The 13,286-nt window shown below is 74.3% G+C and carries 16 protein-coding genes and 2 pseudogenes; 12 read left to right on the top strand and 6 right to left on the bottom strand.

Annotated elements, in window-relative coordinates:
- Positions 1–31: 31 nt before the first annotated feature.
- The 4 genes and pseudogenes from HGB44_RS31570 to HGB44_RS08915 form a co-directional block, all read right to left on the bottom strand.
- Complete coding sequence (locus HGB44_RS31570; RefSeq protein ID WP_210751390.1) at positions 32–619, bottom strand: aminoglycoside phosphotransferase family protein; 588 nt, start codon at positions 617–619, stop codon at positions 32–34.
- Positions 620–629: 10 nt separating this feature from the next.
- A complete protein-coding gene (locus HGB44_RS31565; protein ID WP_210751389.1) occupies positions 630–986 on the bottom strand; it encodes a phosphotransferase family protein in 357 nt (118 codons plus the stop codon).
- 343 nt (positions 987–1,329) lie between these two features.
- A pseudogene (locus tag HGB44_RS08920) lies at positions 1,330–1,413 on the bottom strand (IS5/IS1182 family transposase); the annotation flags it as partial.
- Positions 1,412–1,525 (bottom strand): annotated as a pseudogene (locus HGB44_RS08915) (MerR family DNA-binding transcriptional regulator); the annotation flags it as partial. The pseudogenes HGB44_RS08920 and HGB44_RS08915, both read right to left, overlap by 2 nt.
- Positions 1,526–1,724: 199 nt before the next feature.
- Between HGB44_RS08915 and HGB44_RS08910 the strand changes: the two are divergent.
- Entirely contained in the window at positions 1,725–2,654 is a 930-nt protein-coding gene (locus HGB44_RS08910; RefSeq protein WP_061081006.1) for a ribonuclease Z, read from the top strand.
- 151 nt (positions 2,655–2,805) lie between these two features.
- Positions 2,806–3,582, top strand: coding sequence for a putative protein N(5)-glutamine methyltransferase (locus tag HGB44_RS08905; protein WP_061081005.1), 777 nt, complete (start codon positions 2,806–2,808; stop codon positions 3,580–3,582).
- A 29-nt stretch (positions 3,583–3,611) separates the two neighbouring features.
- On the opposite strand, the gene HGB44_RS08900 is transcribed toward HGB44_RS08905, so the two are convergent.
- Complete coding sequence (locus HGB44_RS08900; protein WP_231972463.1) at positions 3,612–3,908, bottom strand: hypothetical protein; 297 nt, start codon at positions 3,906–3,908, stop codon at positions 3,612–3,614.
- 347 nt (positions 3,909–4,255) lie between these two features.
- Between HGB44_RS08900 and HGB44_RS08895 the strand changes: the two genes are divergently transcribed.
- Positions 4,256–4,966, top strand: a complete 711-nt coding sequence (locus HGB44_RS08895; RefSeq protein WP_061081004.1) for an ArsR/SmtB family transcription factor — start codon at positions 4,256–4,258, stop codon at positions 4,964–4,966.
- A gap of 185 nt (positions 4,967–5,151) precedes the next feature.
- On the opposite strand, the gene HGB44_RS08890 is transcribed toward HGB44_RS08895, so the two are convergent.
- On the bottom strand, positions 5,152–6,786 hold the full coding sequence (locus HGB44_RS08890; RefSeq protein ID WP_231972462.1) for an FUSC family protein: 1,635 nt from the start codon (positions 6,784–6,786) through the stop codon (positions 5,152–5,154).
- A gap of 138 nt (positions 6,787–6,924) precedes the next feature.
- Here HGB44_RS08890 and HGB44_RS08885 point away from each other — a divergent pair, with 138 nt between their 5' ends.
- From HGB44_RS08885 to HGB44_RS08850, 9 genes are all read left to right on the top strand, one after another.
- Positions 6,925–7,410 carry a MarR family winged helix-turn-helix transcriptional regulator gene (locus tag HGB44_RS08885; protein WP_061081003.1) on the top strand — a complete coding sequence of 162 codons (486 nt, stop codon included), beginning with the start codon at positions 6,925–6,927 and terminating at the stop codon, positions 7,408–7,410.
- Positions 7,411–7,528: 118 nt separating this feature from the next.
- The gene (locus tag HGB44_RS31870; RefSeq protein WP_231972461.1) at positions 7,529–7,702 is read left to right on the top strand and encodes a hypothetical protein; all 174 of its coding nucleotides are present in this window, start codon (positions 7,529–7,531) and stop codon (positions 7,700–7,702) included.
- A gap of 344 nt (positions 7,703–8,046) precedes the next feature.
- Positions 8,047–8,265, top strand: a complete 219-nt coding sequence (locus HGB44_RS31865) for a hypothetical protein (protein ID WP_231972460.1) — start codon at positions 8,047–8,049, stop codon at positions 8,263–8,265.
- Positions 8,266–8,279: 14 nt separating this feature from the next.
- Positions 8,280–9,320, top strand: coding sequence for an aminotransferase class V-fold PLP-dependent enzyme (locus HGB44_RS08875; protein WP_061081002.1), 1,041 nt, complete (start codon positions 8,280–8,282; stop codon positions 9,318–9,320).
- 263 nt (positions 9,321–9,583) lie between these two features.
- Positions 9,584–10,321, top strand: coding sequence for a class I SAM-dependent methyltransferase (locus HGB44_RS08870; RefSeq protein ID WP_061081001.1), 738 nt, complete (start codon positions 9,584–9,586; stop codon positions 10,319–10,321).
- Positions 10,322–10,466: 145 nt separating this feature from the next.
- Positions 10,467–10,856, top strand: a complete 390-nt coding sequence (locus HGB44_RS08865) for an Hsp20/alpha crystallin family protein (protein WP_061081000.1) — start codon at positions 10,467–10,469, stop codon at positions 10,854–10,856.
- A 183-nt stretch (positions 10,857–11,039) separates the two neighbouring features.
- The gene (locus HGB44_RS08860) at positions 11,040–11,612 is read left to right on the top strand and encodes a TetR/AcrR family transcriptional regulator (protein WP_061080999.1); all 573 of its coding nucleotides are present in this window, start codon (positions 11,040–11,042) and stop codon (positions 11,610–11,612) included.
- Positions 11,609–12,790, top strand: coding sequence for an FAD-dependent oxidoreductase (locus HGB44_RS08855; protein ID WP_061080998.1), 1,182 nt, complete (start codon positions 11,609–11,611; stop codon positions 12,788–12,790). Before HGB44_RS08860 ends, HGB44_RS08855 begins: the two co-directional genes overlap by 4 nt.
- A gap of 239 nt (positions 12,791–13,029) precedes the next feature.
- Positions 13,030–13,269: a hypothetical protein gene (locus HGB44_RS08850; protein WP_061080997.1), complete on the top strand. Its 240-nt coding sequence runs from the start codon at positions 13,030–13,032 to the stop codon at positions 13,267–13,269.
- Positions 13,270–13,286 lie beyond the last annotated feature (17 nt).

The following is a 13,286-nucleotide window of genomic DNA, read 5'->3' as shown; positions in this document are numbered from 1 at the left end:
GCAGATCACAAGACCTGGTCAGCAGACCCGCTCAGGCCAACGCGTCCATGAGAGCGGTGACATAGGCATCCAGCCGCGCCTCCACGGCACGCGTCGTCAACTCCGCCCTTCCCGCCTGCCTCCACGGCCGCGAGACCGACCGCACTTCTTCCGAGCACGCCAGCGCGTCGCGCACCTGCCAGTACAGCCGCTCGCCCGCGGTCGCGGCCAACACACCGCCGACCTCCTCATAGGCATCCGCGAACCGCAGACCCCACTCCGGTCCGTGCAGCAGCGCGAGATTGGTGGAGCAGTGCGCCACATCGAGATCCGCCGGGCCCCAACAGGCCGCCACCCAGTCCACGACGCCGGTGACCCGGACACCTCCCGGCCGTGGGGGCACCACGTCGAACAGCACGTTGCCGGGCTGGAAGTCCCGATGCAGGAAACGCCCTGCATAGGACGGCGCGGGCCCGCGGATCACGTCGATCGCCGCGGCCCATGCCGCCGCTTCGGCACCCCGGGGAGTGACGACGGTGTCGGCGGTCGTCAACGCCACATACTCCCGGGGCCGCTCAGCGGGTCGCACCGCATGGATCGCTACGAGTTGGCGGGCCAGCAGGGGAACACGCGTCTCCACTCCCTCGTCGTCAAGGACCGTCCGCCCCCCCCAGATGGGTCATGAGGAGCGAGGGGTATTCGCAATGCGCGGCCGTCGGATCGACCGCGACCAGTCCGGGAGCCGGCACGCAGGTCCCCGTGAGCAGGGTCAGGGCGCCGGCCTCCCCGCTCAGCCCCTCCTCGGCGTGCTCCACGTCGACGAAGGTCCGCAGCACCAGGTCCCGGGTGCCTCCGTGTCGCGTGCCGATGGTCAGCCTGCGCATGTCGGCGGTGATGCCGCCGCGCAGTACCTCGGTTCCGACGATCCGTTCGCCGGCCTCCAGGTGCCGGCTCACCCACGCCAGCGTCGACGATCGGACGGCCGCCGCCTCATCGTGGTCGGTCACCAAGCCATTTGATCATCCCGACGGCGGCATGCGCGAGATGCATTTCAGAACAAGGTGTCGTGCACCCGCAGCGGCCAGTAGCCGATCGGGCCAAGCCGGTGCCCCTATCGGCCCGCCACTCCTGAAGCTGCGACGAGCCGCCAACTAGCGAAAGGGCGCTGATCAGGGGGTGGAGACGGCGGACGACGGGCGACGCCCGCGCGTTCACCAACCGGCCGTTAGACGAACACCCGCCACGCCGCAGCCGGGTGTCGCGTGGTCGACGACGACAAGCGTGCCGCGGTCCTGGCCCGCGGTCGGCGCGGAGAATCCATCCGCACCATCGCCGCCGGGGTCAAGGTCCCGGGCGACGTCGTCGTGGTCCACGGCGAGACCGGATCGGGGGAATCCCTTGTACCAGGGGTTGCGGGGCCTGGCTGTCGTGTGTGGCCGTCGGCGCCGCGCTCGGGCTCGGCCAGCAGGCCGATGCCGTGGTAGTGCCGCACCGTGCGCAGGGTCGTTCCGGCCAACTCGGCCAGTTGACGGGTGTTCCACGCCATAACGGCCCCTCCTCGACGCGTGTGTTCGGCGACCGCTGCTCCACCCGGAACGCCAGTGCACACAACCACGCCCGCACGGCACGTTCCGGCCCCGCCCCGAGGGCACGGGGAAGGACGCGCACCACCCCGACGCCCCCGGCGGAGGACCCGCCCGCCGCCTCGGAGGGGCCCTGCCCGGTGCTGTGGCAGGATCCCTCCCATGTCCGTACGCGAACTCGTGGTCCTGGGCACCTCCAGCGCGGTGCCCACCCGCCGCCGCAACCACAACGGCTACTTCCTGCGATGGGACACCCACGGCGTCCTGTTCGACCCCGGCGAGGGAACCCAGCGCCAGATGCGCCTGGCGGGCCTGGCCGCCACCGACATCACCCGCGTCTGCGTCACCCACTTCCACGGCGACCACTGCCTGGGCCTGCCCGGCACCATCCAGCGCATCGCCCGCGACCGGGTGCCCCACACCGTGCGCGTGTCCTACCCCGCCGACGGCGAGCACTACTGGCGGCGGCTGCGCCACGCCACCGCCTTCCACGACACCGACGTCGTACTGCCCCAGCCGGTCGGCGGTACCGGTTCCTGCCCGCTGGGCGAGCCGGACCTGCGCGTCACCGCGCTGCCGCTGCGCCACTCGACCACCGCCTACGGCTACCGGCTGGCCGAACCGGACGGCTGGCGGATGCTGCCCGACCGGTTGGCCGCCCACGGTGTGCGCGGCCCCATGGTCGGCGAACTCCAGCGCCGGGGGTCGGTCACCACCGCCGAGGGGCGCCGCGTGGAACTGGCCGACTGCGCGCGGCCGCGCCGGGGCCAGGTCATGGCGTTCGTGATGGACACCGCCGAGTGCGAGGAGGCGGTCGAACTCGCACGCGGAGCCGACATGCTGGTGATCGAGTCGACCTACCTGGACACCGAGGAACACCTGGCCAGCGCCTACGGCCACCTGACCGCCCGCCAGGCCGGACGCGTCGCCGCGCGCGCCGGGGCGCGCACCCTGGTGCTCACCCACATCTCCGAACGCTACGAGGAAGACGACGACGCCCGTTTCCTCGCCGAGGCCGCCGCCGAGTTCGACGGGCCCGTCACCCTGGCCCAGGACCTGCAACGCCTGCCGATGCCGCCCCGCACCTCCTGAACCGGGCGCGGTGGGATAGGGTTCCGTGGCACCGAACCGCACAACCGAGGGGGTGAGGACGATCACCGCTGTCGCAGGAGGGGCGTTCCCACCGCGAGGACACACACTCGCGTCGTAGCCGGAGCGCCCGACAGTTCGTCGAAAGGCTCTCGTGGCATCCCCACTGTCCCCGGTCTCCCCCGCTCTCGTCGCGCGTCTGCGCGGGGCGGGCTGCGTCTTCGCCGAGCAGGAGGCGAGCCTGATCGCCTCCACCGCGCGCACCCCCGAAGAACAGGATCTGATGGTCCGGCGCCGCTGCGCCGGTCTGCCCCTCGAACACGTCCTGGGCTGGGCCCGGTTCTGCGGGCTGCGCGTGCACGTGGACGAGGGCGTGTTCGTGCCCCGGCCCCGCACCGAGTTCCTGGCCCGCCAGGCCGCCGCCCTGCTCACCCCCGGAGCCCTGGCCGTCGACCTGTGCTGCGGTTCGGGGGCCCTGGGCGCGGCCTTGGTCCACGCCCGCGCCGACATCACCCTGCACGCCGCCGACATCGACGCCGCCAGTGTGGCCTGCGCCCGGCGCAACCTGCCCGGGCGCGGGGTGCACCGGGGCGACCTGTACGACGCCCTGCCCCCGGACCTGCGCGGCCGCGTCCAGGTGCTGGTCGCCAACGTGCCCTACGTCCCCACCGACCGGATCGCGCTGCTGCCCGCGGAGGCGCGCGTGCACGAGGACCGGCGGGCCCTGGACGGGGGCCCGGACGGACTGGACCTGGTGCGCCGTGTCGCGGCCGGGGCCGGTCGGTGGCTGGCGCCGGGCGGCCGGGTGCTGGTGGAGGTGGGCCAGGAGCAGGTTCCCGCGGCGCGGGAGGCCTTCGTCCGGGGCGGTCTGGCCTGTGAGGTGGTCACCTGCCCGGAGTGGGAGGCCACCGTGGTGACGGGCACCCGCTGACCGGGCGGTCGTCGAACCGGGGACGGGCCTCAGACGTCCTGCTCCGGGGGCTGCTCGGACATCCGGTCGCGTACCTGGGTCAGGGTCTCGATCAGCCTGTCCAGGTAGGGGCGGTCCCCGCTGTCGTCATGCAGGTGCAGGGTCACTCCGGGCGCCACGTCGACCAGTGCCAGGGCCAGGAGTTCGGGGTGGTCCCGGCGCCAGAACACCTTGACGTCGTCGGCGTTGGGCTGGCTTATGGAGAGCTGGACGGTGGTGGTGCTAACGGAATGCCTCCTGGATGCGGCGGGGTTGCCGGGTTCGGGTGTATCGGTGCGCGGCCTCACGGTGCCCGATCGTGAGGCTTCTTCGGTGAAGCGCGCCCGCAGGCGTCGCGGCGGTGGTTTCTCGCCGCGGGTGCGGGCTGGACATGCCGTTCCCTCGGGCCCGGCGTCCACGGACGCGGCCTCGCTTCCTACCTACCCGCGGGCAGGGGCGCCGCCCCCTTTTCCGGCGTACAGGTTCTCCTGATCCGGCTCGGGGCCCTCGCGCCGTGCGCGGAGGCCCCGGGGAGCGCCCGGGCGGCCGATGCTTGCCGGGAGTCCTGGCGGCGCCGACCGGTGAGGGCAACGCCGCACCGGCCGCGCGCCATGTTTCGGTCGCCACCGCACCGTGCGCGCCCCATCCTGGAGGTATGCACGCTCCCGACGCCGTCCGCCTGGCCGCCCTGGCCTCCCTGCTGGCCGACCCCACCCGCGCCGGGGTGTGCCTGGCGCTTCTGGACGGGCGCGCCTGGACCGCCGGGGAGCTGGCCCGCCACACCGGGGTGGGCGCCTCCACCGTCAGCGAGCACCTGACCCGGCTGGTCGAGGGCGGCCTGCTCGCCCAGGAGCGCCAGGGCCGCCACCGCTACGTGCGCCTGGCCGACGAGGCGGTGGCACACCTGGTGGAGGCCCTGGCCGCGCACGTGGACCCGGGTCCGGCGCTGGCCCGGCGCCCGCGCACCCTGCGCACCGTGCACGCCGACCGGGCCCTGGCCCGGGCGCGCACCTGCTACGACCACCTGGCCGGGCGGTTGGGCTGCGCCGTCACCGAGGCCATGACGAAGCGGGGTCTGCTGACCCAGGACACCGGGTTCGCGCTCACCGAGGCCGGAGTGGCCTGGTTCGCCGAGCAGCGGATACCGCTGGCGCGCGGGGGCGGACGCCCGCTGGTGCGCTCCTGCCTGGACTGGACCGAACGCCTCCCGCACCTGGCCGGAACGGCCGGGGCGGCGCTGTGCCGCCACGCGCTGGAGGCGGGCTGGTGCGCGCGCGTGGGTTCGGGCCGGGCGCTGCGGATCACTGAGCTGGGCGAGCGGGCCTGGAGTGAACTCCTGGGTGTGGAGGCCGCGGCACTTCGCTGAGCGCCGCGGCGGGCCCCGAAGGGCCCGGCACCAGCCGCCGCGCTCGATGGTGTTCCCGCCCCGTCCCAGCCGCGGTCGGGGCCGCCGGTGCGGGGCTCAGCGCGCCCGGCGGGCGCGGCCCCGTTCCGGTGCGCGAGGCCCCCTGCGGCGAAAGGCCGGGCACTACACCAGGCGGGATGGCCAGCTCAGCTGGGGAGGGCGGCCCCGTCCAGCAGGGCACGGGCGCGCCGTTCCACGTCCTGGACCTCCTGCGCGCACGCCCCAGCCAGCCACGGCTCCCCCGAGGCCAGAACGTGGGAGGCGCGCAGCGCCACCAGGCTGTGCGACAGACGCCTGCGCGCGGCCGCGTCGGCGCCCGCGCACTCCCGCACCCGGGCGAGCTCGCGCTCGCACGCGGCCAGGGCCTCGCGCAGGTGGTCCCCGGCGCGGCGGTTGGCGACGGCCGCGCACACCAGGAGCCCGACCGCCGCGCCCAGCACGGTGGCCCACAGCCTCTCGGCCGCCAGTCCGTCCGCGCCCGGGTCGGCGTGGGCCAGGCCCGACAGGGCCAGCGTGAGCGGGGTGACGAACACGATGGCGTAGGAGTAGTTGGTGGTCACCACCAGCTCGGCCGCCATCTGGCACGCCACCACCAGCGCGATGACGCCCAGCGGGGAGTAGTCCAGGGAGAAGAGGGCGGCGGCCAGCACCACGCCCACGACCGTGCCCGTGCCGCGTTGCAGGGTGCGGTGCCAGGTGGTGGTGACGTTGACGGCCTGCAGGACCGATCCGGCCGAGACGGCCGCCCAGTAGCCGTGTCCCATGCCCAGCGCCCAGGCCAGGGCCCCGGCCAGCAGGCAGGCCAGCACGATGCGCACCACCGACACCGGGGTGGGCGAGGGGGCGCGCAGTGCGGCGCGCAGGCGCTCGCCCGCCCCGGGCGCGGGCGTGCGGTGGCGGCGCAGGTGCTCAGCGGTCCGGGCCAGGGCGGCGTGTTCGTCGGCGCCGACCAGGGGTTCGACGGCGCGTTCGGTGCGCAGGCGGCGGGCCAGTTCGCTCATCTCGGCTGCGGCGCGGGCGTCGCCGACGCGTTCGCCGGTGCCGGTGAGCAGGGTTTCGGCGCGGGCGGTGAGGACCTCCAGCCCCCGGCGGGCCGGAGCGTGGCCGGGGCGGGACAGCAGGACGTGCCAGGCGCGCTGGAGGGCGGCCTCGGTCCCGGCCCGGGTCGCTGGTGCGGGGTGGCGCAGGTGGCGGGCGAGCGCGTGCAGGGCGCGGGCGACGGCCAGGCGTTCGGGGGCGGTGGGGTGGACCAGGGCGCCGACCACGGCCAGCGTCCAGCACAGGGCGGCCGCGGTCGCGGTGGTGGCCACCACCACCGGCAGCGCGGACAGGGTCTGGGGGTTGTAGGCGGCCACCCCCGCGGCGAAGACGAACATCAGCCCGGCCGGGGCGCCGAAGTCCAGGGCGTCGGAGAGGTACTTGGCCCCTCCGGCGGCCAGGGCCACGACCGTGATGGCGGCCAGGGGGTGGGGTAGCACGGCCGAGGTCAGCGCGCCCAGGGCCACGGCCAGGGTCAAAGTCGCGCCGATCACGGCCAGGAGCCGTGCGCGGCGGGCGTAGGTGTCGTCGCGCGCGTACAGGGCGGTGAAGCAGCCCATGGCGGCGTAGGGGGCCAGGTCGGTGCGTCCGATGGCGTGCAGCGCCAGCAGGGGCAGGGCCACGCACACTCCGGCGCGCAGCGCGGTGACGGCGATGTTGCCGCGCACGGGCCTGGGCGCGAAGGCCCCGCGGGTGGTGAGGGTGCGGCGTAGTGCCACCCACAGGCGATAAAAGTAATTCACAAGTAAACTATCTTAGGATGTTCTGAGGGCAGGACAACCCTCCACGGAGGAGAGACCGCCCACTCCGCCCGGCACCCCGCCCGCGGGCACACCCGCCCGAACCCGGCGACCAGCCACGCCACGCACGCGAAGGACACCATGAGCGACGCCGTCTCCCGCTTCCTCCACAGCTGGTCGCGCCTGCGCCCCGACCTGGACCTGATCGGCATGGCCGCCATGGGACGCGTCCTTCGACTGGCCGCCCTGATGAACAACGTCACCGAGGACGGGCTCGCCGACGCCGAGGTCACCCGCCCCGAGTTCGAGGTCCTGGCCGCCCTGCGCCGCTCCCCCCACGGACTGCGCCCCCGCCAACTCACCCGCGAGACCATCTCCTCGGGCGCCGCCACCACCAAACGCCTCACCCGCCTGGAAGCCGCCGGACTCATCACCCGCACCCCCCTCGAACGCGACCGCCGCGAGGTCCAGGTCCGCCTCACCGAACGCGGACAGGCCCTGGCCGACACCCTCTTCGCCGACCAGCTCGACCGCGAGGCCGACGTCCTGCACCCCCTGACCAGCGACGAACGCGCCCAGCTGGCCGACCTGCTCTCCCGCGTCCTGGCCCCCATCGACCGCGCCTGAGCCCCGCACCGACGAGCAGGCGCGCCGCGGCGCGGGCGAGACGGACGAAAACCACGGGCACACCCACCGGGACCGTGCGAAGATGACCGCTCACCCCACCACACCCCTCAGGAGTGCCATGAGCGCGCCCGCCGCCCACCTCGCCCGCGCCGTCCCCGACCTGCTCCAACGCCCCGGCCCCGCCCGCGCCGTCCAGCGCCTGCGCGGCGGCTCCAAGAAGGGCGTCTACCGCCTGGCCCTGGACCAGACCACCGTCATCGCCTACCTGTGGCACGACAGCGAGGACTACTAGCCCGCCACCGCGCACGGCGCCGACCCGGCCGACCCCAGCACCGCCCCCTCCTTCGGCAAGGTCGCCCACCTGCGCGCGGGCGGCACCCCCACCGCCCCCTCCTGCCACCAGCTGGTCCTGGACCGGGCCCTGACCGACCTGGACGAGGCCGCCCGCCGCGACCCGCGCGTGCGCCAGGGCCGCGCACGCCTCACCGACACCCTGCACACCCTGGCCGCGCGTGTGGAACCCCGCCGGGACCACGTGCTCATCCACGGCGAACTCGGCCCCGACCACGTCCTGGTCGACGCCCAGGGCGACCCCGTGCTCATCGACATCGAGGGACTGATGTTCTTCGACGTGGAATGGGAGCACTCCTTCCTGCGCCTGCGCTTTGGCGACCACCACCCGCGCCCGGCCACCCGCCCCCCTGGACGGCCCGCACCGCGCTGTACGACCTGGCCCTGCACCTGTCCCTGGTCGCCGGGCCCCTGCGCCTGCTCGACGGCGGCTTCCCCGACCGCGCCCTCATGCTCGACATCGTCGAGCGCAACCTCCACCTCGCACTGGCCACCACCACCTGACACACTCGGTGCCCATGGACGACACCATCCCCGACCTGTGGAGCACCGACACCGTCTGGCTCAACACCGCCCAGTACGGCATTCCACCCGCGCCCGCCCACCAGGCCCTGGCCAGCGCGGTGCACTCCTGGCACACCGCCACCGGAGACCCCGGGGCCTGGGGGCGCGAACTCGAACAGGCCCGCACCAACCTCGCCGCCCTGGTGGGCGCGCCCGCCGACGACCTCACCCTGGGCACCAGCACCTCCCAGATCACCGGGACCATCGCCGCCAGCCTGCCCGACGGCGCCCGCGTCCTGGTCCCCGAGGGGGACTTCGCCTCGATCGTCTTCCCCTGGCACGCCCAGGCCGACCGCGGCGTCACCGTGGAGGCCGTCCCCCTGGACCGCCTGGCCCAGGCCGTGGACGCGCGCACGCACCTGGTCGCCTTCAGCCCGGTCCAGTCGGCGGACGGGCGCCTGGCCCCCACCGGCGACATCGTCGCGGCCGCCCGCGCCCACGGCGCCCTGGTCGTGGCCGACGCCACCCAGGCCGCCGGCTGGACGCCCCTGGACGCCACCGCCTTCGACGCCCTGATCGCCTCCGCCTACAAGTGGCTCATGACCCCGCGCGGCCTGGCCCTGGCCTACCTGTCCCCCGGTCTGCGCGCGCGGCTGCGCCCCAACAACGCCGGTCCTGCCGCCGCCCGCGACACGGCCTCGGCCATGTACGCCACCCGGATGGACCTGGCGCCCACCGCGCGCGCCTTCGACACCTCACCCAACTGGTTCGCGGCCGTGGCGGCCGCCGCCTCCAGCCGGGTCCTGCTGGAGGTGGGCCTGGAGAAGGTGCGCGCGCACAACACCGCCCTGGCCGACCACTTCCGTGCGGCCCTGGGCCAGGAACCCGCCCACTCGGCCATCACCAGCGTCGACCTGCCCGGCGCCACCGAGCGCCTGGCCCGGGCCGGGGTGGTCACCACCGAGCGCGGGGGCCGCACCCGACTCTCCTTCCACCTGTACAACACCCTCGACGACGCCGAACGCGCCGCCAAGGCCCTGCTCCAGCCCTGGTGAAAGGACGCCCCCCGCGGGCGTTCACCCGGGAACGGGCCCCGGCCCCCAACGGCACGGGGAAAGCCCGTCCACGCCGCGGTCCGCCCCTTCCCCTGCCAGGGGAGGGCGGGCCACGGCACAGCGCCCGGCCCCGTGCCGCCCCCCCACGCGCGAAGGTGCGCTCACACGGTGGGCGGCCCCGCCGGCTGTGGCCTCCTCCCACGCGGACCGGGGCGGGCGAAAACACGGTGACCGCCTCCGAACGCCGCTGCCACACTGGCGCGATGCCCCACAACCCTTACGACTCCCCCGACGTCGCCGCCCTCTACGACATCCTCGACCCCTGGGGGCCCGGCGACGACTTCTACCTGGACCTGGTCATGGCCGCCCCGCGTGTGCTGGACGTGGGATGCGGCACCGGCCGGCTGCTCCACCGCGCCCGCACCAGCGGCCACACCGGACACCTGACGGGTCTGGATCCGGCTCGGGCCATGCTGGAGGTGGCCCGCGGGCGCACCGACGCCGTCTCCTGGGTGCGCGGCGACCTGTCCACCCAGACCTGGGACGACGGATTCGACCTGGTCACCATGACCGGACACGCCTTCCAGGAACTGCGCACCGACGAGGAGACCACCGCCGCGTTGGAGGCGATGCGCCGCGCCCTGGCTCCGGGCGGCCTGGTGGCCTTCGAGACCCGCAACCCGGCCGCACGTGCCTGGCGGAGGTGGACCCCCGACCACCCGCAACAGGTCACCACCCCCGACGGCGTACGCGTGACCGACGTCCACGACGCCGCCGCGCCCACCCCCGAGGGGCTGGTGACCTTCACCAGCACCACCACCCGCTCCGACTCCTCCAGCCCTCTGAGCACCGTGAGCACCCTGCGCTTCGTGGAAGCCGACCATCTGGACGCGCTGCTGGAGCGGGCCGGTCTGCGGGCCACCGAGCGGTTCGGCGACTGGGACCGCTCGCCCCTGGCCGCGCCCAGCCCCGAGATCATCACCCTGGCCCGCGCCCGCTGAGCGCGCGTCCCACGTCCCGGACCCCGCGCGCGTCGGGGCCCGGGGCGTCGGCGTGTGGGGTGCCCCACACCACCTTGACGCACCCTAAGCCGTCAATAAACTTGAGTCCATCAGCATCAAGCCGAGGTTTTTCGGGGGTTCTTCCATGCTTCTCACCCGCACCATCCCCTTCGACGTCACCGCCTCCACCGCTCCCGCCCCGCTCGGCGCCGCCATGGACGCGGTGCGCACCCAGGACGCGCTCCTGGTCCGGATCGACCTGCCGGGCGTGCCCGCCGACGACATCGACCTGCAGGTGGAGGGCTCGGTGCTCACCGTCCGCGCCCAGCGCCCCGAGCGGTCCGAGGAGGGCCGCGTCCTGGTCGGTGAGCGCCCCACCGGGGCCCTCACCCGCCGCCTGCGCCTGGGCCAGGACCTGGACACCGAGCACATCGAGGCCGACCACACCGACGGCGTCCTGACCCTGCGTGTGCCGGTCGCGGCCAAGGCCCAGCCGCGCAAGATCCTCCTGGGCCAGGGCGGCGCCACCGCCTGACCCGGCGAGGCCGAACGGGGGGTGTGAGGACCACGGGGGACCTCACACCCCCCGTTTTTCGTGCGCGCCCGCCCCGGGGCTTGTCCCGGGGCGGGCGCTGTGCCATCCTCGAAATTGGGCGAATGACCAATACGTTCGCCCAAGACAGATGCCCAAGGCAACCCACCAGGAAGCGGAACGCACATGGCCCCACGCGGCGAGGACGTCAAAGGCCGCCTGATCCGGGCAGCGGCCGAACTCATCAGCGAACGCGGCTGGTCAGCGGTCAGCACCCGCACACTCGCCGAACGCGCGGGCGTGGGCCCCGGCCTGGTCCACTACCACTTCCCCTCCCTCCAGGCCCTGCTCACCCAGGCCGCCACCCAGGCCATCACCGCCATCGTCGAGGAGGCCGCCCACCTGCTGGGCCCCACCACCACACCCGAACAGGGACTCGCGCTGATCCTGCGCGACCTGGACCGCTACCCCGGCGACGACCCCGCCTCCCGCCTGGTCACCGAGACCTACCTGGCCGCCACCCGCGACCCCGGACTGCGCGAGGCCGTCACCGGCGTCCTGGACCTGATGCGCCGCCACCTGACCGACTGGCTCACCCACGCCGACGTCCCCGAACCCCGCCAGACCGCCACCGTCCTGGCCGCGACCCTGGACGGCATCCTGCTGCACCGCGCGCTCACCCCGGACCTGACCTCCACCGAGATCGAACCCGTCCTGCGCCGCCTGCTCACCCACCACACCCCAGGAGCACACCCATGAGAGCGATCGTCTGCGGAGCCGGAATCGCCGGGCTGGCCGCGGCCCACCGCCTGCACACCCACGGCTGGCAGGTCACCGTCCTCGAACGGGCCCCCGGACCCCGCGCCCAGGGCTACATGATCGACTTCTTCGGCCCCGGCCACCAGGCCGCCGAACTCATGGGCCTGCTGCCCCGCCTGCGCGAACTCGGCTACGACATCGACCACGCCACCTTCGTCGACCGCGACGGCACCCCCCGCGCCAGGCTGGGCATCCAACAGTTCTCCCACCTGGGCGTGGTCTCCCTCATGCGCCCCGACCTCGAACGAGCCCTGCGCCAGACCCTGCCCCCCGACGTACAGGTGCGCTACGACACGGCCCTGAGCCGCGTCCAGGACCACGGCGACACCGTCGAGGTCACCCTCTCCGGCGGCCACACCCTGACCGGCGACCTGCTCGTGGGCGCCGACGGCATCCACTCCACCGTGCGAACCCAGGTCTTCGGCTCCGAAACCGACCACCTGCGCTACCTGGGCTTCCACACCGCCGCCTTCGTCTTCACCGACCCCGACATCCACGCCCGGGTCGACGGCGGCTTCTACCTCACCGACACCATCGGCGCACAGATGGGCCTGTACGGGCTGCGCGACGGCCGCGTGGCCGCCTTCACCGTGCACCGCAGCCCCACCCCCGACCGGCCCGCCGACCCGCGCGCCGAACTGCGCCGCACCCACGCCGACCTGGGCTGGCTGGTCCCCCGCGCCCTCCAGCACTGCCCCGACCCCGAACACGTCTACTACGACCAGGTCTCCCAGAGCGTGGTGCCCCACTGGAGCCGGGGGCGCACCGTCCTGCTCGGCGACGCCTGCGGCGCGGTCTCCCTGCTCGCGGGCCAGGGCGCCTCCCTGGCGGTGGGCGGCGCCTTCGTCCTGGCCGAACACCTGGCCTCGGCCCCCACCGTCGAGGAGGGGCTGGGCCGCTACGAGCAGCAGTGGCGCCCCGAGGTCGAACAGCGCCAGCGCGCCGCCCGCCGCACCGCCCGCTGGTTCCTGCCCCCCACCCGCGCCCAGCTGCTCCTGCGCCGCCTCGCCCTGCGCCTGACCGGCCTGCCGGGGGCGAGCCGCCTGCTGGCCGGGGCATTCACCGGCAAGCCCACCCCCGCCGTACGCGAACACACCTTTCTGACCACCCGCGACTGAACCGCACCGGGGACCCGCGATCCCCCTCGTGCCCACCGCGACCTCTGCCCCGGCCACGAGGCCGCCCCCACCGGGGAGACCACGCCTCCCCGCACCGACCGCAGGAACCCACCGCCCGGGCGGCCGGGACCCGCACCGGCCCCGCCCCTGTCCGAGAGGAGCCTTGGAGCCCCGCCCCACGGCCGACCCAACGCGGCCGCACCGCACAGACCCCCCGCCGACGAGAGGAACACGCACCAGTGAAACCCAACGACCCCCACTGTTCCCTGTGCGGGCGCCAGTACGACGCCGAGTTCATGACGGGGCTGCCCTGCCGCGTGTTCAGCCACGAGGACGTCGTGACCCCGGGGTGCCCGGCCCAGCAGCACATGATCGCGGACATGGAGGCCACGGCATCCCGAAGGGCCACCCCGGCGGCGGGAGGATGCCTCATGCTCGTCCTGGTACTACCGGCACTGCTGGTCTCCCTGCTCGTGTGAACCGTGGCGTTCCCGCA

The organism is Nocardiopsis alborubida, assembly GCF_012396365.1.
Taxonomy (GTDB): Bacteria; Actinomycetota; Actinomycetes; order Streptosporangiales; family Streptosporangiaceae; genus Nocardiopsis; species Nocardiopsis alborubida.
The sequence above is the reverse complement of the archived record's forward strand: the minus strand, read 5'-3'. Positions and strand labels throughout refer to the sequence as shown.

Bases quoted from the DNA above. Each gene is read 5' to 3' on its own strand.
- HGB44_RS08910 (WP_061081006.1), top strand. From the start codon at position 1,725: ATGTCCGTACGCGAACTCGTGGTCCTGGGCACCTCCAGCGCGGTGCCC.
- HGB44_RS08885 (WP_061081003.1), top strand. From the start codon at position 6,925: ATGAGCGACGCCGTCTCCCGCTTCCTCCACAGCTGGTCGCGCCTGCGC.
- HGB44_RS08875 (WP_061081002.1), top strand. From the start codon at position 8,280: ATGGACGACACCATCCCCGACCTGTGGAGCACCGACACCGTCTGGCTC.
- HGB44_RS08895 (WP_061081004.1), top strand. From the start codon at position 4,256: ATGCACGCTCCCGACGCCGTCCGCCTGGCCGCCCTGGCCTCCCTGCTG.
- HGB44_RS31865 (WP_231972460.1), top strand. From the start codon at position 8,047: ATGGGAGCACTCCTTCCTGCGCCTGCGCTTTGGCGACCACCACCCGCG.
- HGB44_RS08860 (WP_061080999.1), top strand. From the start codon at position 11,040: ATGGCCCCACGCGGCGAGGACGTCAAAGGCCGCCTGATCCGGGCAGCG.
- HGB44_RS31870 (WP_231972461.1), top strand. From the start codon at position 7,529: ATGAGCGCGCCCGCCGCCCACCTCGCCCGCGCCGTCCCCGACCTGCTC.
- HGB44_RS08870 (WP_061081001.1), top strand. From the start codon at position 9,584: ATGCCCCACAACCCTTACGACTCCCCCGACGTCGCCGCCCTCTACGAC.
- HGB44_RS08855 (WP_061080998.1), top strand. From the start codon at position 11,609: ATGAGAGCGATCGTCTGCGGAGCCGGAATCGCCGGGCTGGCCGCGGCC.
- HGB44_RS08865 (WP_061081000.1), top strand. From the start codon at position 10,467: ATGCTTCTCACCCGCACCATCCCCTTCGACGTCACCGCCTCCACCGCT.